We start from the raw sequence: 19500 nt of genomic DNA, 5'->3' as shown, positions 1-19500 counted from the left end.
TCTAATTGCAGTTATGCGAAAGCTATTAATTCTAATCTATACTCTATGGAAAAAAAACGAAGCCTATATTATAAACTATAATGATAGGAATTTATCCACTGTGAAAGCTTAGAGTAATAAAGAGTCATAAAAAAGGCGGAGCTATACTCCGCCGCTAGATAAACTTAAATGAATAATCATTTGAAGTTTTCTTTCATATCATAAATTTAGGAAATAATTATTAATTTAATTTGGATTTTACCACAGTATCTGTCAGAGTTTTAGTAATTACCCCCCCAGGAAAATCCGGTTCGATAAAAACAATATATCCAAGGCTCAAATTTCAGTTTTAAAATCTAAGGGTTTCATTGTAAGTGAGAGCACCTGTACTGTTCTGTTGTGCAGAATAATTGCCAAATCCTGACAGTGTCGAAGACCTGTCAGAGTTTTAGCATTTCTTTTTTTATCCTTTATTTGGAACCATTCTGAGAAGTCAAGATCAATCTTCTAAATAATGTTTAGTATTTTTAAAAAATAAAAGTACAAAGCACTTTTACTGTGATGCGCAAAGCTAAAAAGATAGCAGTACATCGATGGCTTACTATTTAATTTTGAAGCGGTTTTTGAATTCGCGTTTATAAAATGGCTTCTATTCCGTTACCTTAAAATTTTAATTATATTTTTTATGAAAAAGTACATTATTGTTTATGTTTTAATGTTGTTGTCAATTTCCTTGTTTTCTCAGGAATATAAGGCAATCAGCCCCGATGGCAAACTAGGTGTATCTGTTTTGGTAAAAGACGGTAAGCCTGTTTATACAGTAAATTACAATGGTATTTTAATGCTGGATGATTCACCGCTTGGATTAATCACTAATGTTGGAGATTTCAGTCAGGAAATGGAGTTAATGGCATCAGATTATGGGAAAATTGACAAAAAATATACTCAGGATCGAATAAAAAAATCGACTGTGATTTATCAGGCAAACGAACTAACAGTGGCTTTATCGAATAAAAAGGGACAAAAAATTGAAATTATTTTCCGTGTAAGCAACAATGATATTGCATTCCGTTATCAGTTGCCTCAATACGGAAATAGTAAAAGTTGTGTTGTTGAAAAAGAAGTTACCGGATTTAATTTCCCAAATAAAACAACCACTTTCCTTACCCCACAGGCTACTCCAATGATTGGATGGGAAAGAACCAAACCTAGTTACGAAGAAGAATATATTCCTGATGAACCCATGGGAACATCTTCAAAATACGGACAAGGTTATACTTTTCCGTCGCTTTTTCACATTGGTAGTGATGGCTGGGTATTGGTTTCGGAAACAGGAGTAAGTAGCTCGTATTGTGCCTCGCATTTAAGTGAAGGAACTTCCGATGGTTTATATTCTATTCGTTTTCCGGATTTAGGTGAAAATAATGGTATCGGAAGTGCCGCGCCGGCATTTTCATTACCGAATTTTACTCCATGGAGAACAATCACTGTAAGTGATGATCTGAAACAGATTGTTGAAACAACCATCTCTTTTGATGTTGTTGAACCTTTGTATGAACCATTGCAGGAATATAAATACGGACGTTCTACCTGGAGCTGGATTATGTGGCAGGATGAAAGTATGAATTACGATGATCAGGTAACCTATATCGATTTGGCTGCCGAGATGGGGTATGAATACATTTTGATGGATGCGATGTGGGACACACAAGTTGGTTACGATCGGATGCCTTCTTTAATTAAATATGCGCAGTCGAAAGGAGTGGATGTTTTTTTATGGTACAACTCCAATGGTTATTGGAATGATGCTCCGCAAGGACCCAAAAACAAAATGAATAATACGATTATTCGTAAGAAAGAAATGAAATGGCTGCAAAGTCTGGGTGTAAAGGGATTGAAAATTGACTTTTTTGGAGGGGATAAACAAGAAAGCATGAAGCTGTACGAAGACATCCTTTCTGATGCCAACGATTATGGATTGATGATTGTTTTTCATGGAACCACCCTTCCCCGGGGATGGGAGCGGATGTATCCGAATTTTGTGGGCAGTGAAGCCGTACTGGCTTCTGAAAACCTTATTTTTCAACAACATGCCAATGATATGGAAGCCTATAATGCCTGCTTACATCCCTTTATTCGTAATGCAGTGGGATCGATGGAATTTGGCCCTGTTTTGCTTAATAAACGGCACAACAGAAATAACGATGGGGGCAACATTCGTCGCACCTCGGATGTTTTTCAATTGGCAACAGCTGTTCTGTACCAAAACCCGGTTCAGATGTTTGCCATTGCGCCCAATAACCTTACCGATGTTCCTGCATTCGAAATTGAATTTATGAAAGAGGTGCCAACAACCTGGGATGAAACAGTATTTATCGACGGCTATCCGGGAAAATATTGCATTTTGGCTCGTCGTCATGCTTCCAAATGGTATGTAGTTGGTGTAAATGCTGAGCATGAACCGTTGAATATAGAGGTTAAGCTTCCCATGTTGGCCGGAAAATTGATTACAAGATATGGCGACAATAAAGATTTTGTTCCGTTTAAAGACAACATTAGTATTAAAAAAAACGGGAAAATTCAATTGACCATTCAAGCTAAAGGAGGGATTATTCTTACCAATTAAGGGTAAGCTTACATTATGATAGAATAAGCTTGAAAGGTCAGTATATTTACATTTATTCGGACTGTTTTTCTGTAATACTTACCAATTGCAAAATCCTGAAAGTGTCGAAAATCTGTCAGAGTTATAGCAATTTCCCCCTCACAGGAAATCTGTTTCGATAAAAGCAATATAGTCCTGATTGTTATATTTTAAATCTGAGAGCCTCATTGTAAGTGAGGCTCTCAGTGCATACAATAATTGGGGCTCTGGCTTGGTCTGTTTTTTTTATTCCTTCTTGTCTTTTATTTCTTTATTATTTTTTTGTTAAGCGATGTTAGTTTCGTAGATTCGCGGACTGAATATCATAAGTGTTTATTACTGCCGGATATGGGTTGCTAAATACACTTTTACTATAAATGCAAACGAAATAGAGCCCATGGCTTTATTTAGAAGTTAACCACTATTAGAAAAACGAACGAATGAACAATATGCCTAGAAAAATTAAATTCTCAACCATACTTAATATCCTGAAAAAGAAACCGATTCCAATGCTTTTTGGCTTTCTTTTTGCTCTAATTCCAATATTCCTTGTTATTGTTTTATCGATAGTGTTTTCGTCATTTGGAAACGACGCGCCGGAAATTGATTATGAATTGATAAATTCGCAGGGAAAAGAAACTACTGCTGAAATAACGGACATTGAAACTCAATACAATGTGACGATTAACGGAGTTCACCCAACAATAATTTCATACAAATATTCAGAGAATGGAAAAGAAATTGAATCTAAATATAAAGTTCTGGAAGAAAGAAAAATAGAAAATTTAGAAATCGGAGATGATATTGAAATCAAAGAACTCAATGGAAATTCAATAGTAAAAGACCTAAAACCATATGGATTTTCAATTTGGTTCTTTTTAATCATACCAATCCCGTTTCTGATTATTGGATTGCCTTTTTTAATCTATTCAATCTTATACTTGAAAAAGGAACTTAAACTTTACAAATTCGGAAAAGTATCAAAAGGAAAGATAGTTTCGATGATGCTAAAATCCGGACTTCCTGTTTTTAATTTTGGACAAGGAATTATTGTGCATTATGAATATGAAACAAGAAGTGGAAATAAAATAATTGGAGAATCATTTACAACTGACTATTCGATTATGAGTGATAAAAAGAACGGCGATTTTGTTCCGGTTTTCGTGTCTGTTGAAAATGAGGAGAAGTCTTGTATTGTTCCTAAATTGCAGTCGTTGAGAAATAATTGGAACATTGATTTTGAATAAAACAGCAATGGCTGAAGACAGTACCCCTTGCACAACCGATTACTATTTCTAAAAAAATAAGATGAAAGCTTTAAAAGTTTGCTGATTAGCGAGCTTTTAAAGCTTCCTTTTTTAGGTTAAAATCCAGAAACTTTAAATTTGTTAAGACTTAAAAACAACTTAAATGAGCCAAATGGGTTCATTGCAATGGAAAAACAAGTGGTGGACTAAGCATTATCTCAGTCTTTTTTGTCGCGAATTTCAGCAGTTTTTTAAGATTATCAGCACTCTTGAACTAAGGTGTCGTTAGAGATAAAAGTGCTCCAAATAAGAACTTCAATTCTATTTCTAAATAAAATCGTTTTCAGTTTTTATGCATCCTTAAAGCCGCTATATTTAAAACTTAATTGAGCAGTTTGATTCGTTTTTAGACAGACTGGCGTTGTATGTTATGCTAATAAACTTCTAACAGTCCTGATAATGTTTGACAAATTGATTAATACAATAAAAGAAGATAAAAAGAATTGGGCAAGGTTTCATGAGGCTTTCATTGAAAGAGAAATTGATTCTAAAACGATCTTATTAAGAGAGGGAGAGCCTGCAAAAAATATTTATTTTATAAAGAAAGGGTGTTTGCGTGAGTGGTTTAATAAAGATGGAAAAGACATTACTTTTCAATTCTTTTTGGAAGGGCAGCCTGTTGCTTCAATTGACAGTTTCATGAGCAACAAACCAAGCCTGTTTACAATTGAGAGCATAGAACCTTCAACTATTATTTCAATTGGGAAAGAGGACTTTTCAGAACTTTTCAAAATCTATCCAGAATTTAAAGATCAATTTCATGACTTTATTTTCCAACGTTTTAGTAATTATGGACTGCTTTTTCTTTCCAGGATAAAAGATACTCCCAAGGAGCGATATATGGATTTAATTAATAACCATCCTGAAATAATTAAACGAATTCCTCAGCATTATATCGCCTCTTTTTTAGGCATAACTCCAATTTCGCTTAGCAGGATTAGAAATAGAAAGCCATATTGATTTCTTAACAATTGTTATCGTTAGGTCGTTTTTGATTACTGACTTTTGTGTTGTAAATTTTAAACATTAAACAGCATAATTATGAAAGTAGTAATTGTATTTAATCATCCTTACGAAGGAAGTTATTGTAACGCAATCTTAAATTCAGTAACAGGCGGACTTCAACAAGCAAACCATGACATAGATATTATTAATCTTGACAAAGAGGGCTTTAATCCCGTAATGACTTCTCAAGACCTAAAAGCATTTAGAGACAAACAACCAGTAGACCCCAAAGTTATTGAGTATAAAAACAGACTCGAAAAAGCAGACCATGTTGTTTTTATCTTCCCTATTTGGTGGGAGCTTATGCCTGCCTTAATGAAAGGGTTTATAGATAAAGTTATTTTTCCGGGAGTCGCTTATGATTATGTAGATGGCAGCAACACAAAAATGAAACCTCTATTGACAAATATAAAGGGAGTAACAGTGATTACTACCATGAACACACCAAGTATTTTGTATCGGATTATTTTTGGCAATGCTATACAAAAAGCCGTAATCAGAGGAACATTTTGGAAGTTAGGTTATAAAAACAGGAAATGGATTAGCTTTACTATGGTAAAACAAGCATCTGACGAAAAACGTAAGATGTGGCTTACCAAGATTGAAAAAACATTCAATAAGGAGGAATTATTCAAATGAAAAGTCCATCTCTTAGCTTAAAAATAAATCTTGGGTTACTGCTTTTGGGATTGATTATGGTATTTTCCGGTTTATTGATACAGATTAAATATCACATAGGGAATCATGACGGAATAGATATTATTAAATCTGTTTGGGGTTTAAGTCATTCTGAATGGTTAATAATTCATAAAATTTCTGTCATTATTTTTTCCTTTTTTCTGGTTTATCATATCAATTTGCATTGGCGATGGTTTAAAGCTGTTGTTACGAAGAATCTGATTGCTAAAAACAGACATGTATTAACTCTTTCAATTCTCTTTCTTCTCGTTGCATTAACGGGTTTCTTGCCTTGGCTCATAAAATTAACAGGAGGAGATGAATCTATACTTAATACCTTTATCGAAATTCACGACAAAATTGCGTTAATTTTATTGGTATATCTTGCATTGCATATTTCAAGCAGGATTAGATGGTTTATAACTACCTTTGATAAATTGAAAAAATAAACAGAGTACACAAATGGCTAAGGTAAGAAAGAGCCGGTTAAGTAGTAAATTCAAGATTTGTTGCCGCTTCAACTTTTCTGTAATCTGACAGGAAAGTGCCATGCAACACTCAGACACATAGTATTTAAAATTGAAATGGATAAAAATGAAAAAAGCACTGATTATAATAGATATTCAGAATGATTATTTTGAAAATGGAACAATGACTCTTGTTCATTCGGATAAAGCCTGCCGGAAAGCAAAACTTCTTTTAGACAAGTTTAGAGCAGAGGCATTACCCGTAATTTTTATTCAGCACATTGCAACACGGCCTGATGCATCATTCTTTTTACCAAATACAAAAGGAGCAGAAATTCATCAGACAATCAGTCCTTTAAAAAGTGAGAAGATAGTAGTTAAACATTATCCAAATAGTTTCAGAGAAACAGACCTGATGGAATATCTTGAAGAAACACAAACAACTGATTTGGTAATATGCGGTATGATGACCCATATGTGCGTTGATGCAACAACAAGAGCGGCAAAAGATTTTGGATTTACTATTTCTGTTATTGGTGATGCTTGTGCAACAAAAGATTTAGAATACAATGGAAAAGTTGTTGAAGCCAATGAAGTTCAGAATAGTTTTTTATCAGCATTAAATTATTTTTACTCAACAGTGCAAACCACAGAAGAGTATTTAAATCAATAATTGGGTGACTATGTTTATCGTATCGCAGACATGCAACTGAGTTTATTCCATCTATAACGGGTGATGAATTGAAATGTCTTTTAGAAAATTAGCAAAGCACCACCATGCAACAGCTTGTTTGTAAATAAAAAAACGAATTGCTTACTATAAAAACATACAAAGCTGAACTATTTCCAGATTTGATTGAAAGAATTTGGGTTGCAGAGAATAAGGAAACAGAAGTAGAATTAATGATCCCTCCAAATCAGTACGTTAACTTAATTTTTACACTGAATCATTCTGCATACAAACGAGATGAAATGTTAATTGAAGCCCCGCAAATAGAAGGCATTTCTACCAAAAACACAGTATTAGTTTATCCCGCCGGCACTAAAATAATTGGAGTAAGATTTTTTGCCTTTGGTTTATATCCTTTTATTCAAATTCAAGGAAAAAAGCTAATTGATCATTCAATTTATTACCCGCCTGAAACAAAAGGAATAAAGGACATTCTTAATTGTTCTGTCAGCGATTCGAACACTGTATTAATTGACAAGCTTTACGAACTGTTAAGTGATTTACATTGCGAAAAATCACATGCTGCAGTTTTTCAAATAATGGATTTTTACAAACAATTCAGGTGGAATGATGAGACATGTTCTATTGAAGATTATTGCAAAAGAACAGGAACAAATTATACAGCGCTTAACAGAAATTTTACCCAAATTGTTGGAATCACTCCTAAGAAATTTGAGAGACTGATTAAATTTCGCAAATCGCTTTGCAGTTTGATCGACAGTAAGGATAATCTGACCTCGATAGGATCAAATTCAGGATATTTCGACCAGGCACACTTCATTCGTGAATTTAAAATGTTCGTAAACCAAACACCGTCAGCTTATCAGGCATTAATAAAATTGGCTGATAAGGAAAGCAAAATCATTAATTATAATTTTAAATTATTTTAACCTGCTTAAAATATACAATTTCTTAAATTTACTACCCCTTACCTTTGTGCTGTAATTGCAATTTACAACAGTATAAAACGACCATGCAAAAAGTGTTGCACAAAGGAGAATGAGTGTAATTTGGGTGTTCTCCCGAAACAAGTTCGGGACAGGCTATATGGCAAAAACATAAAATAATAATCATATGAAAATAAAAAACATAATATTTGATTTTGGAGGTGTACTGATTGATTGGAATCCGAGATACCTTTATCGCAATGTATTTCAGGATGAAGCAGAAATGGAATACTTTTTAAAGGACGTTTGCAGTACCGAATGGAATATCAGACAAGATGCAGGTCGCCCACTAAATGAAGCAACTGAAGAATTAGTAAAAGAAATCCCTCAATACGAAAAAGAGATTAGGAATTATTATTCTGATTGGGTAAAAATGGTTGGAGGAGCAATCGAAGAAAATGCAGCTTTAATAAAGGATTTGAAAGATAAATATCGCTTATTTGGACTCACAAATTGGTCGGCTGAAACATTTCCAATAGTATTTGATCAATATCCTTTTTTCAAGGAATTAGAAGGTATAGTAGTTTCAGGAACAGAGAAAATTATAAAACCTGATGCACGGATATATCAATTGTTACTTACCCGATATGGATTAACAGCGAATGAATCATTATTTATTGATGACAATCAGGAGAATATTAATGCTGCAAACAGGCTTGGTTTTAAAACAATACCTCTGCTAAAGGAAGTAAATTTGAAAGATGAACTTGAACGTTTGGGATTGTAAATTGATAATTGAAATAAATATGACCTATTGGGATATTCTTGATGAATTTATTAAATCAAACAAGCTGGTAATAGATAGAAAAAAGGGAACAACTCACCCTAAATATGAGAACATGATTTATCCGGTTGATTATGGGTTTATTGCAAATACTAAATCAATGGATGGAGGAGGTATTGATATATTTATTGGTGAAGAAAAGGAGAAAAAGATAAATGGAATAATTTGCATTGCTGATAGAATTAAAAATGACTCTGAGATAAAAATTATTTACGGATGTAGTGAAAAAGAAATCGAAGTTGTGCTTTACTTTCTAAATAATTCAGACTACATGAAAGCGATTTTTATAAATCATGATAACAATTCTTGACGGAATAAAACAAGCCCCGTACTAAATGGATAAATTTATACAAAGTATCGATAAGCAGATAGAATTTAATCAAGGGAAAAATATTTTCCTTGATAAGCCTGAAATGTTTCGCTTTATTAACGAAACAATTAATGCAATTTCGAACATAAATGAATTAAACAGTGATTCCGAAAAGTTTTTAGTCGATTATGCTGCTGATAAAGCCATTGAAGAGTTTTGTAGGGTAAACCAATACTATTCATTTGATACAAAATCAAAAAATGAGCTGAGAAATATTTATACCTGTTTATTTGCTGATATCCGTACTGGAATGATTTCTGCAGAAAGCATTTCAAAGAATCATTACAAAAGGCTAAAAGACTGGATTAAGAACAGCAATTCATTTGCCGAAAAAATTTATTTGAATTCCGGTTCAAAAGTTGAACCTGTTGTCTGCTCAGAATACAGTCCCGGTTTGCAAATTGAGATTCTGCAAATTGAAACGACACAATTAAAAGAGCCGGTTTTAGATATAGGTTGTGGAAAACAAGGAAATTTAGTCAATTACTTATGTGAGAAGGGCATTGACACATATGGTATCGACCGGTTTTCTTTCACAAGTAATAATCTTTTCAATTTTGATTGGCTGGAATACGATTATGGAATAGAAAAGTGGGGAGCAATAATCAGTAATCTGGGATTTTCCAATCATTTTAAGCACCATAATTTAAGAGAAGATGGAAACTATATTGAGTATGCAAAAAAATATATGGAAATATTAAAATCGCTTAAAATTGGAGGTGCCTTTTATTATGCGCCCGACTTGCCGTTTATTGAGCAATATCTTGATTCCAGACAATTCAGGATTGATAAAAGAGAAATTGGTGAATATGATTTTAAAACAACAAAAATAACACGATTAGAATAAGAGAGCGGCACCATACCATCAACCGCAGACGAAATTGAAAACCCGGGAATTGAATAACAATTTACGGTTCCCCCTGAAAAGTAAAATAGGACATCAAACTTAATTATGTATTGCTGATTTTTTTTAAATTTGCAGACTTTATTTTTTACATAAAACATTCAATAATGAAGACTTTAAAATATTTGGTATTGCTTTTTGTTACAATTGCCATTTGCTCGTGTGATAAAGATGACAATGAAATTTCAAAAGCTGATTTCAGTGTGCTTGGAATCACAAGCATAAGTGTAAATAACATTGAATACAGCATTGATGACAATCTGCTGTTAAAATTAGAAGACTCCAAGAATATTACTGTTGCAGGAAGCCAAATCACAGAATCCACCAAACACTGTGTAATAGAATATTCAGTACTGTCAACTACAAAAGATACGCCTTTTGTTTCAGCAAAAAGTTCTTGTTCAGGCGTATCTGTTAATGTTGATTCAAATACCTCCACTGATGGAGTAACACGCATTGTTTTAACTGTTAGCAGAAGTGGCTATAAGGAACAGGCAATCTATAAATTTAATTTTGCAAAAATTTAAATGGATTTTTGTAATTGCAAAAGGTGAACAAAACCGAAAAAGAGGTTTCAAGAAAGTATCAGAATAAAAGAGAACGGTCAGGCTCCCAGCCCGGCCTTTTTTTTTGTCCAAACAAAAAGTTGACTCGTATGAGTTTCAGATGGGTTGTCCAGACAAAAAGTTGGCTCGTATGAGTTTCAGATTTGTTGTCCAGACAAAAAGTTGACTCGTATGAGTTTCAGATTGGTCGTCCAGACAAAAAGTTGGCTTGTATGAGTTTCAGATTGGTCGTCCAGACAAAAAGATGGCTCGTATGAGTTTCAGATTGGTCGTCCAGATAAAAAAAAGTCTCGTATGAGTTTCAGAAGGGGTGTCCAATCAAAAAGATGGCTTATATGCGTGGCAAAAAGGTCATCCAAACAAAAAGTCGTCGTATTTCTCAGGGAAATAAGTCCACCAAGCAAAAAGATGTGGAAAAAGAAGTTCTTTTCGCCCGGGGCAGGTTTGTGCTTAAAAACCGGCAGGTAAATTCCCTAATATATACTGATGTTGGCATATCGGGTATTTTTCGTAATTTGAATAATTGTAATTACTGACCACATAAGCCATGTACACTAAATATTCATCAAAATTACTAAGTTCTCTTCAACCAACAGAGAACATGATATCTACTCTACAGAAAACGCTTGGTTCAATTGAGCAAAACCAGGCTGTTTCTGATACTTATTCCGATTACCGAAAATTCAGCGAAGAATTTAAGAAATACGTTCACGAATATTTTCAGGATTTAAATAAGTTTGACGTTTCGGAGTTTTTCGATCAGTTTGCAGAGATTAAAGAATACATTTCCGGTTTTGAAGAGCTGGTTGAAGAATTTCAGGATAAGGACCGGTTTTATGCTTTGCCTTCGGATGGCATTTTTTTGAAAACAAGAAAACTGGGGAAGTTGTTTTTTCTTAAGATGAATTGGGGATTGCTGGGTGTCAGAAATCAATTCCGATCCTTATTTAAAAAGGAACCAATTCCTAAAAACTACCGGAAACACAAAATTCATCGCAGGCAATTGGCCGAACTGATTTATTTTGTGCGCTTTTTAGAGGATGTGAATACGATTGTTGAGGATGCACTTTCATTCCGGCAGGATATTTTTCAAAGTATCAAGTCAATTGATCAGCAAATTGAAAACAACCTGCTTGCAAACAGCAAATGGATTGAAAATGATTTTGCTCTGCAGTTAACAGAACTACGCAAACAGATTGATACCAAACAAATTGAAATTGAGCTGAAATTTAAGGGGTTAAAAGAGGATCTGGATTTGCAGTATGCCGAATTGCATTCAAAAACAGGAACTATTGAGTTTCCGGCCGGCAAAATTCAATCGGGGAAACTGACGAAAAAAGCAGATGCTTGTCTAAAAAAACAGGAGAAATTATTTACGAATTACAACAGCCGTGTATTTGCTTTGTTTGAGCATTGGCGGCTGGTTTACGAAATTCGTTTTTCAAATTTATCTGTTACAAATATTTTCAATCAACACGAAGCAAAGTTAGAAAGCACTTTGGAAGAGGTTTTACTTGGCGAGGATTCTTTTTTTGTGAGTGTTTTGGAAGCGGCTCTTAAAAAAATTAAGAACGAAAGCGACTTGCAGGATGTTGAAGATAATTTACTGACAAAACAATTGCTGGCCGGGAGAATTCCAGCTTATATTGAGAAATTAATGGAAACGGATTTTGCTCCGTATTTTGATCTCCTGCAATCGGAATGCTCCAAAGAGTTTGAAAACATACCGTCAAGCTATTTATTACCCTATAAAAAGGGCTGGCATAAAAATTTAGGCTCAATAAAATTGAGGGAAACCAATGTGAATAATATTGTAGTTGGCTGCATTGGGGAATCGATCGATAGTCCTCTTACAATTCAAAAAAACACATTGGCAAACGGCATTCATCAGTCCATAGCAAACACAAGCGAATTGGCAGGCATTGTGGAATATGCCTTGGAATACTACAATGCCGGTGATCTTGAGAATGGAAGCAATCAGCTTTCTGAATTTGGAGAAGGTATTGAACGCGCAGTGCAGAAAGCAAAAGAAAATAAGCAGTACAATACACGGCTGTCAACAGATGTGCTGGAACAAATCGATAGAATTAATACCAATTTCATATCTGAAATAACAACAGCAACCACTCTTGATAATCTGGATCAGAAACAGACGGAGATGATTCGGAAAAAAAGAATTCGGGATGCTAAAAATGTTCTGAGCAACAGCCTGGCCTTTTTCAAAGAAAAATTCAGCAAATCGCAGGCCCAAATTCTTGATGTAATTAAGCAGGGGCGGTTAAAATATACGGCCTACCGCGAAGTTTTGGGTTTGTCGGAAAAAAAGGAAACCATTGGCAGCGAATTATCCAATTACCTATCGGAAACAGAAATTTCCATTGCCCGCCTGCCTTTGATGTATCAGCGACTGTTTAGAATTGCGCCCATTGCAAATGCCAAATTTCGAATTGAGCGGCCTAAGGTGATTCAGCAGCTCGAAATTGCCTACAGTAACTGGACAAACGGGAAGTTTGCACCCACTTGTCTGGTAGGAGAGGCGGGGAGTGGAATCACTTCTATGGTAAGTGTTTTTAAGGAGAAATTTGGACATCAGTACGCTTTTTACAGATTCGACCTGGATCGTAAAATCAGCAGTGAAGAAGATTTTATTCTGTTTTTACAAACTGTTTTTGCTGATTTGGAATTCAATTCGGTGGACGGATTGATTGAGGAAATTCAGAATTTGAAGGGGCGAAGAATAGTTGTAATAGAGAATGTGCATCAGTTATTTCTGCGCAAGCTTTATGGCTTTAAAAATCTATCGGAGTTTTTTAGACTGATATCACAAACCAATTCCCAGATTTTTTGGTTGAGTACTTGCTTGCTTTATACATACAAGTATCTTAATTACACCTTAAAAATGAGCGGTTATTTTGGATATGTGGTGAATCTGGATAGTTTGAACAAAGAACAGTTAACCGAAATTATTATTAAACGGCATAAGTTTAGCGGCTTTAAGCTTAACTTTTTGCCACCGAAAGAATTTCACCCAAAACGATCGTATAAGAGAATGTCGGAGGCTGATAAACAGACGTATTTAGAGCAGGATTACTTTAACCGGCTGTACAAATTTGCACAGAACAATCTTTCCCTGGCACTTATTTTCTGGATGAGATCGATTGTAAGTGTTGAGGATAATATTTTTCATTTGCAGTACAAACATCTGGAGTATTCTTTTTTCAACACGCTTAGCACCTCTCAAATTACCACTTTGCATGCATTGGTTCTTCAAGGGGGGCTTTTACTCGAGGAGCATGCTGCTGTTTTTGCCTGGCAAAAGGAGGAAAGTTTTGCTCATTTAATGGTGCTTGCCGACGATGGAATTTTAATTAAAAGAAATGAGGTGTATTTTATAAACCCATTGCTTTACAGGCAGATTTCAGATCATTTGGCTGTTTTGAACTACATACACTAAAGGCATTTAAGAATAGAAAATAACTGCAGAATAAAATGAAGAAAATTATAAGCATACTTCTCGTTACCGGGAGCTTTTTTACAGGCACTCAAACTTTACTGCCGCAAAATCAGATTGCTGATTCTATTGCAAAAACAGAGCTGGTGAAAGTAGATTCTGTTGTTTCATCAACCGATAATACAATTAAATCAATCGGAGCTAAATTTGATGCTCCTGATGTTTCCAATCTCATTTCTTTTTCGAAGATATTTTGGGCATTGGTTTTTATTGCCATCGGATATTTTATGGTTCGTTTTCTGACCCGAAGCATCGAGATTTGGTCTGAAAAAAGCCCGGACAGAAGAGTGAAAGGCAAGGCTATTGTTCCGGTAGTAAAAATTATTTGCTGGATGGTAATCGCTTACATTATTGTAAAGGGAATATTTAATCCTCCATTGGGATCCTTGATTGCTTTTGGTGCATCGGTGGGTGTTGCAGTAGGTTTTGCCGCTCAGGATATTTTAAAGAATATATTTGGTGGTTTTGTGATCATTATCGACAGGCCGTTTAAAATTGGTGATAAAATTGAAGTTGGAAGTACCTATGGTGAGGTCTTGGATATGTCTCTGCGATCTACCCGGGTTCAAACAGCTGACGATTCAATTGTTACCCTTCCCAACGGCGAACTGATGAATCAGTCCATCTCCAATTCGAATTCGGGCGAAACCAACTGTCAGGTAGTTGCCGAAATTTATCTGCCAATTACCATCGATACACATCAGGTTCGGAAAATAGCAATGGAAGTTGCCAAGGTCTCAAATTATGTGTACTTGGCCAAGCCAATCGCTGTTGTTTTTGTGAACGATATCAAGTACGATAAACTTTGTTACAAAATGCGGCTAAAAGCGTATGTGATGGACATTCGGTTTGAGTTTGCCTTTAAAAGTGAGTTGACCGAAAATGTAATCAAAGAATTGCTGAATTGTGAGATTCTTAGCTCGGCGAATTCTATTTAATATCGGGAACAAGTGGAAAGGATCAAGCCACTGGAAAACCGCATTTCATGCTGTTTCTACGCACTTGATTCTTCCTGCCAAAAAATCAGATTTTAAATTTGAGTGATTGTTAACGGTTTCTCCTGTCGAAGGTATACGGTTTGATGCGGGAATGGAATCTCAATTCCGTCTCTGTCAAATTGTTCTTTAATAGATTTCAGTAAATCACATTTCGTCACAAAAGCTTTGCCCGAATCTTCGGCCCAAACATATGCTCTCAGTGTAACACTCGAATCACCCAGATTAATCACCCGAACTACTACCTGATCGATATTTTCCTCTTTTTCTTCCTCTGTTCTGTTGTCATAAAAATTGGGGTGGTTCAAAGCCTGATTCCGAATAATTTCAATTGCTTTGTCGATATTGGAAGAGTAACTGATTCCTATTTCTATGAATGAGCAGACTTTTGCATCGGTAATTGACGAATTTAAAATGGTTTCGGAGCTAATAACCGAGTTGGGAATAATTACTCTCCTGTTTTCAGGATTTTTAATCACGGTATGGCGCAAAGTAATATCTTCAACAGTACCCAGGTGTAATTCCCCGATTTTAATAAAATCGCCAACGCGAAAAGGTTTAAAAATAACAATGAAGATGCCGCTGATAATATTTGAAAAAGCCTGTTGAGATGCAAATCCAAGAATCGCAGCCAAAATACCGGCACTGGCCATTAAACTTACACCAACACTTTTCAATTCAGGAATCGAATAAAAAACGATGATAACAACAATTGTAAAAATGAGGAAACTAACCGCATTTTTAAGAAAACTGTAATTGGTTGGATCAACATTTAATAGATCCGAAGCTTTTTTCAGCATGCGGCTCATGAAAAATTGAATGAGTTTGGAAATTAAAAAACCAGAGATGATTGTAACAAGAATAAAAAGTAATTTATACCCAATACCAAGGTTTTTTAATAAAGCTTCAAATGTTTCTATCATTGTTGTAATATATTTGTTAACCAGTAAATGATTTGTTTAATTTAAAGATACAATTAATCACACCTATTTTGTCATGACAAAGAAAAAAACAAGTCGTATTTCGGTAAAAACAGGAATGGCTCCGGGCACTCTGCTGCATATTGGAACCCGTGAACTTGAGCATGCTTCGGTTCAGCTGAGGCAGTACAATTCTGAAGAAATTAAACTATCAGAGTATACGACTGATTTGGATCAGATTACGTATGATTTTAAAGAGGGTGATTTGGTTTCCTGGATACATTTTTCAGGGATTGATATTCCGGCTTATGAGAATTTAGGCAAGCAGCTTGACATTCATAACCTGACTTTGGAAGATGTACTTAATTCACATTTGAGACCTAAATTTGAGGATCTGGATCACTACAGTTTTCTTTCCTTAAAATTGATGATCCCAAAGATGGGAGAATATAAGTTTCAGTCTGTACCGGTTCATCTTATTTTAGGGGAAAATTATGTAATCTCCTTTATGGATTCGAACTATGAAGTATTGGATTCTTTATTTACCCGTTTGGAGAACAGTACACGAAGAATACGGTCCAAAGGAGTGGATTATTTGTTTTTTGCTGTAGCAGATACAATTGTGGACAACTATTTTCACATTATTGAAAATTGGAACGATCAGCTGACTGAATTGGAAGACTGCATCGGAAAGGAAGATTCGGATTTCGTTCCGCGGAAAATTCAGGATTTTAAGAAGCAGATCATGAAGGCCCGGGGAAGCATTTTACCTTTGAAGGAGTCTTATGATCTTTTAATTCAAAGTGAATCAGCTTTATTTGCAGATGAGAATGTGAAGTTTTTCCGGGATACGCAGGATCATATTTTGTTTATCATCGATCAGTTGGATTACCTGCGCGATTATCTCTCAAACATTCGCGATACGTATGAGTCCGAACAGAATAATCAGCTAAATAACACCATGAAGTTTCTGACTTTAATAGCAACTATTTTTATTCCGCTTACATTTTTGGCCGGTATTTATGGTATGAATTTTAGGAACATGCCCGAACTGGAGTGGAGATACGGCTACTTTGCCATACTTGTTATCATGATTTTGGTTGCCGCCGGAATGATATGGTACTTCCGGAAAAAGAAATGGTTGTAATAAGCAGCAGGAATTTAATGCGCAAACTTCAAATACTTTAAACAGATAAACCTCACAAAACCACAATGTGATTCATTATTTTTTAGCTTTACCATTCCCATTGTGAAACAAATAAATTGAAAGACCAGGATGACCAATTCAAAACAGATCGAGAGTATCGAAAATAATGACAGTAAGGAAGCAAATTCCTTTCATAGTAAATTGATTTTTGTGAAAAAAGCTTCGGGTGATGAGGAGCTTTTTGCAATTGATAAGTTAGAGCGTTCGCTGCAAAATGCAGGGGCAAGTACAGCAGCAATAGAAAAAATTCTTGTGAATATTGAAGATTGGATTTTTAATGGGGTTACTACCAAACAAATCTATTCGCGGGCCTTTTCAGTTTTGCGCCGCGAAAAAAACACTTCGGCCATGCGTTACCGCTTAAAGAAAGCAATAATGGAGCTTGGCCCGACAGGATACCCTTTTGAGCAGTTTATCGGGCAATTGTTCAAAAAACAAGAATTTGAGATTGAAGTGGGAGTGGTGGTTGAAGGTGTTTGTGTGACCCACGAAATGGATGTAATTGCCACCCGCAATAAGGAGCAGCACTTGGTTGAATGCAAATATCATAAAGATCAGGGAAAACATGTTAGTGTGCAGGTGCCTTTGTATGTGCGTTCCCGGGTGAACGACATCATCGAAAAAAGAAAGGATATGCCCGAATACAAAGATCTTTCCTTTACGGGATGGGTGGTTACAAACACCCGTTTTTCACCCGATTCAGTACAGTACGGCACTTCCAGTGGTTTGCATCTGTTAGGATGGGATTATCCGCAAAACAGAGGTCTGAAAGAAATCATTGAAGAGCTTCGTCTTTATCCTGTAACGATACTAAGTAATCTTACAAAAGCGGAAAAGCAGGATTTGATGGATCGAAACATCCTTACCTGTTTGCAGCTAAAAGAAAACTTTCATTTATTGGATTCGTTTGTCTTAAGCGAAAAGAGGCAAAAATCATTGAAAGATGAACTTACTCATGTTTGTGGATAGGGGTTCAGATTGATTTCTTCGAAAATAGCTGCTCTTTATACAAATATCCGCTTCACCACGAAAGAGTTTGTTTGTAAATATAAACACCCCTCTGTTCTTCGAACATCTCCCCTTGAAAAAGGGAGAAACACCTTAAATAAATGAATCCTTCCTTTTTAAGGGAAGGTGCCGATCCCGACACGTTGGGAAAAGGGTGCTGATTCTTGTAATTTTCTTTTTATACATTTTGCTGCTCTTTATTTTTTTAGACCAATAAGATGTATAAAGAGTAGCTGAAATAAAAAAGGGGGTTCGAAACCTTTAATTTTCCTTTCTTGTTTTAGATGCCTTCTTAAATGTTTTTCTTATTTTGCTTTTCAGAAACATGCTGTGAAATAAGACTTTGCAAAAAGGAATAGCTTGTAGTTTATTTGTTTCGCTTGTCGGATTAAAATTATAAAATGGAACAAAACCGCATTCATATAAAGAACATGGTCTGTCCAAGATGCATAGCTGCAGTGGAGATGGTTCTTAAGAAGTTGAACCTTAATTTTATTGAAATAGACTTGGGGACAGTGGTTTTGGACCGGTCGTTAACGGAGGGTGAAACGCAAAAACTGAAATTTGATTTGGAAGAAATAGGTTTTGAACTTTTAAACGACAAGAAATCGCAATTGATTGAGCAGGTTAAAAGTGAAATTATCAAAATCGTTCATTATCACGAACAAGCCATTCAGGCAGGAAATTTAACCGATCATTTACAGAAGACTATCGGGCATAGTTATGCTTCACTTAGCAAGCTTTTTTCCGAATTCGAAGGTAAAACAATCGAAAAGTACCTGATTCTTCAAAAAATAGAGAAAGCAAAAGAATTACTTTTTTACGAGGAATTGAGTATCAGCGAAATTGCCTATCAGTTAAATTACAGTTCCAGTCAGCATTTTTCCAGACAATTCAAGTCGGTTACCGGCTTAACACCTACCGAATTTGGAAAAAATAAAAAAGCAGGAAGACATTCTATAAATGAGATCTAAAACTCTTTTATTTCTAAATTGTGCACGTCTTTTTACAAATTGTACACGTCTTTTTTGTAAATAGGTGTTATATTTGTCGTATAAATTATTTGTAATGCTTAAGAAATTCAGTCATTTACTATTAGCCTTGGTTATATTTGTTGTTACAACAGGTATAACTGTCTCCATACATTATTGTGGAGGCCATGTAAAAGATGTGTCTTTTTTAGCTGCACCAAAAGCTTGCTGCGAAATTCCACAAGGGTGTTGCCACGATAAAGTTTTTATCGTAAAAATTGAAAATGATTTTTCAATTTCGTCTTATACTTTTGATTTCGAGCAATTGGAAGTAGTATTGCCGGTTTTAATTGAGTTAATTAAAGTTGAAACACCTATAAAAGTCAGGAAGAATTTCGTAGAATATATTGTTCCTCCCCCCAAAATTCAAACGGTACTTTCCTGTTTGCAGAATTATAGATTATGATTTGTAACTTATCTTTATAAGATGCGTTGAAGATACTGTGC

Annotated in this window: 18 protein-coding genes; 17 read left to right on the top strand and 1 reads right to left on the bottom strand. The window is 35.1% G+C overall.

All coding sequences use genetic code 11. The features are described from left to right. Nucleotides 1-664: 664 nt before the first annotated feature. The 13 genes from BZG01_RS19605 to BZG01_RS19540 all read left to right on the top strand — a co-directional run bounded on the left by BZG01_RS19605 (nucleotide 665) and on the right by BZG01_RS19540 (nucleotide 14830). Entirely contained in the window at nucleotides 665-2605 is a 1941-nt protein-coding gene (locus BZG01_RS19605) for a glycoside hydrolase family 97 protein (protein ID WP_101311538.1), read from the top strand. A gap of 458 nt (nucleotides 2606-3063) precedes the next feature. Further along, nucleotides 3064-3870: a hypothetical protein gene (locus BZG01_RS19600; protein ID WP_101311537.1), complete on the top strand. Its 807-nt coding sequence runs from the start codon at nucleotides 3064-3066 to the stop codon at nucleotides 3868-3870. 459 nt (nucleotides 3871-4329) lie between these two features. Beyond that, a complete protein-coding gene (locus BZG01_RS19595; RefSeq protein WP_101311536.1) occupies nucleotides 4330-4890 on the top strand; it encodes a Crp/Fnr family transcriptional regulator in 561 nt (186 codons plus the stop codon). Nucleotides 4891-4971: 81 nt separating this feature from the next. Next, nucleotides 4972-5574: an NAD(P)H-dependent oxidoreductase gene (locus tag BZG01_RS19590; protein ID WP_101311535.1), complete on the top strand. Its 603-nt coding sequence runs from the start codon at nucleotides 4972-4974 to the stop codon at nucleotides 5572-5574. Further along, nucleotides 5571-6062, top strand: a complete 492-nt coding sequence (locus tag BZG01_RS19585; protein ID WP_101311534.1) for a DUF4405 domain-containing protein — start codon at nucleotides 5571-5573, stop codon at nucleotides 6060-6062. Before BZG01_RS19590 ends, BZG01_RS19585 begins: the two co-directional genes overlap by 4 nt. 145 nt (nucleotides 6063-6207) lie before the next feature. Then, nucleotides 6208-6753: a cysteine hydrolase family protein gene (locus BZG01_RS19580; RefSeq protein WP_101311533.1), complete on the top strand. Its 546-nt coding sequence runs from the start codon at nucleotides 6208-6210 to the stop codon at nucleotides 6751-6753. Between the two features lie 137 nt (nucleotides 6754-6890). Beyond that, nucleotides 6891-7700 carry a helix-turn-helix domain-containing protein gene (locus tag BZG01_RS19575; RefSeq protein ID WP_101311532.1) on the top strand — a complete coding sequence of 270 codons (810 nt, stop codon included), beginning with the start codon at nucleotides 6891-6893 and terminating at the stop codon, nucleotides 7698-7700. Nucleotides 7701-7884: 184 nt separating this feature from the next. Beyond that, nucleotides 7885-8484, top strand: a complete 600-nt coding sequence (locus BZG01_RS19570; protein ID WP_101311531.1) for an HAD family hydrolase — start codon at nucleotides 7885-7887, stop codon at nucleotides 8482-8484. 19 nt (nucleotides 8485-8503) lie between these two features. After that, nucleotides 8504-8851, top strand: coding sequence for an inorganic diphosphatase (locus BZG01_RS19565; RefSeq protein WP_156196799.1), 348 nt, complete (start codon nucleotides 8504-8506; stop codon nucleotides 8849-8851). Between the two features lie 25 nt (nucleotides 8852-8876). Continuing rightward, nucleotides 8877-9758: a class I SAM-dependent methyltransferase gene (locus tag BZG01_RS19560; RefSeq protein ID WP_101311530.1), complete on the top strand. Its 882-nt coding sequence runs from the start codon at nucleotides 8877-8879 to the stop codon at nucleotides 9756-9758. Nucleotides 9759-9922: 164 nt separating this feature from the next. Then, nucleotides 9923-10342 (top strand): hypothetical protein, encoded by a 420-nt coding sequence (locus BZG01_RS19555; RefSeq protein WP_101311529.1) that lies wholly within the window; start codon nucleotides 9923-9925, stop codon nucleotides 10340-10342. A gap of 586 nt (nucleotides 10343-10928) precedes the next feature. Then, nucleotides 10929-13835: a hypothetical protein gene (locus BZG01_RS19545; RefSeq protein ID WP_101311527.1), complete on the top strand. Its 2907-nt coding sequence runs from the start codon at nucleotides 10929-10931 to the stop codon at nucleotides 13833-13835. 35 nt (nucleotides 13836-13870) lie between these two features. Then, a complete protein-coding gene (locus tag BZG01_RS19540; RefSeq protein WP_101311526.1) occupies nucleotides 13871-14830 on the top strand; it encodes a mechanosensitive ion channel family protein in 960 nt (319 codons plus the stop codon). Between the two features lie 92 nt (nucleotides 14831-14922). Here the strand turns inward: BZG01_RS19540 and BZG01_RS19535 are convergent, their stop codons facing one another. Continuing rightward, complete coding sequence (locus BZG01_RS19535; RefSeq protein ID WP_101311525.1) at nucleotides 14923-15810, bottom strand: mechanosensitive ion channel family protein; 888 nt, start codon at nucleotides 15808-15810, stop codon at nucleotides 14923-14925. 73 nt (nucleotides 15811-15883) lie between these two features. Here BZG01_RS19535 and corA point away from each other — a divergent pair, with 73 nt between their 5' ends. From corA to BZG01_RS19515, 4 genes are all read left to right on the top strand, one after another. Further along, nucleotides 15884-16954: a magnesium/cobalt transporter CorA gene (corA, locus tag BZG01_RS19530; RefSeq protein ID WP_101311524.1), complete on the top strand. Its 1071-nt coding sequence runs from the start codon at nucleotides 15884-15886 to the stop codon at nucleotides 16952-16954. 129 nt (nucleotides 16955-17083) lie between these two features. Beyond that, nucleotides 17084-17983, top strand: coding sequence for a restriction endonuclease (locus BZG01_RS19525; protein WP_101311523.1), 900 nt, complete (start codon nucleotides 17084-17086; stop codon nucleotides 17981-17983). Between the two features lie 440 nt (nucleotides 17984-18423). Further along, the gene (locus BZG01_RS19520) at nucleotides 18424-18996 is read left to right on the top strand and encodes a helix-turn-helix domain-containing protein (protein WP_101311522.1); all 573 of its coding nucleotides are present in this window, start codon (nucleotides 18424-18426) and stop codon (nucleotides 18994-18996) included. A 94-nt stretch (nucleotides 18997-19090) separates the two neighbouring features. Then, entirely contained in the window at nucleotides 19091-19459 is a 369-nt protein-coding gene (locus BZG01_RS19515) for an HYC_CC_PP family protein (protein WP_101311521.1), read from the top strand. Nucleotides 19460-19500: the final 41 nt, after the last annotated feature.

Source organism: Labilibaculum manganireducens (assembly GCF_002843385.1).
In the GTDB taxonomy this organism is placed as follows: Bacteria; Bacteroidota; Bacteroidia; order Bacteroidales; family Marinifilaceae; genus Labilibaculum; species Labilibaculum manganireducens.
This window is presented reverse-complemented; position numbering and strand designations above follow the sequence as displayed.

Bases quoted from the DNA above. Each gene is read 5' to 3' on its own strand.
- BZG01_RS19555 (WP_101311529.1), top strand. From the start codon at position 9,923: ATGAAGACTTTAAAATATTTGGTATTGCTTTTTGTTACAATTGCCATT.
- BZG01_RS19545 (WP_101311527.1), top strand. From the start codon at position 10,929: ATGTACACTAAATATTCATCAAAATTACTAAGTTCTCTTCAACCAACA.
- BZG01_RS19590 (WP_101311535.1), top strand. From the start codon at position 4,972: ATGAAAGTAGTAATTGTATTTAATCATCCTTACGAAGGAAGTTATTGT.
- corA (WP_101311524.1), top strand. From the start codon at position 15,884: ATGACAAAGAAAAAAACAAGTCGTATTTCGGTAAAAACAGGAATGGCT.
- BZG01_RS19540 (WP_101311526.1), top strand. From the start codon at position 13,871: ATGAAGAAAATTATAAGCATACTTCTCGTTACCGGGAGCTTTTTTACA.
- BZG01_RS19520 (WP_101311522.1), top strand. From the start codon at position 18,424: ATGGAACAAAACCGCATTCATATAAAGAACATGGTCTGTCCAAGATGC.
- BZG01_RS19600 (WP_101311537.1), top strand. From the start codon at position 3,064: ATGAACAATATGCCTAGAAAAATTAAATTCTCAACCATACTTAATATC.
- BZG01_RS19565 (WP_156196799.1), top strand. From the start codon at position 8,504: ATGACCTATTGGGATATTCTTGATGAATTTATTAAATCAAACAAGCTG.
- BZG01_RS19605 (WP_101311538.1), top strand. From the start codon at position 665: ATGAAAAAGTACATTATTGTTTATGTTTTAATGTTGTTGTCAATTTCC.
- BZG01_RS19525 (WP_101311523.1), top strand. From the start codon at position 17,084: ATGACCAATTCAAAACAGATCGAGAGTATCGAAAATAATGACAGTAAG.
- BZG01_RS19595 (WP_101311536.1), top strand. From the start codon at position 4,330: ATGTTTGACAAATTGATTAATACAATAAAAGAAGATAAAAAGAATTGG.
- BZG01_RS19580 (WP_101311533.1), top strand. From the start codon at position 6,208: ATGAAAAAAGCACTGATTATAATAGATATTCAGAATGATTATTTTGAA.
- BZG01_RS19570 (WP_101311531.1), top strand. From the start codon at position 7,885: ATGAAAATAAAAAACATAATATTTGATTTTGGAGGTGTACTGATTGAT.
- BZG01_RS19515 (WP_101311521.1), top strand. From the start codon at position 19,091: ATGCTTAAGAAATTCAGTCATTTACTATTAGCCTTGGTTATATTTGTT.
- BZG01_RS19535 (WP_101311525.1), bottom strand. From the start codon at position 15,810: ATGATAGAAACATTTGAAGCTTTATTAAAAAACCTTGGTATTGGGTAT.
- BZG01_RS19560 (WP_101311530.1), top strand. From the start codon at position 8,877: ATGGATAAATTTATACAAAGTATCGATAAGCAGATAGAATTTAATCAA.
- BZG01_RS19585 (WP_101311534.1), top strand. From the start codon at position 5,571: ATGAAAAGTCCATCTCTTAGCTTAAAAATAAATCTTGGGTTACTGCTT.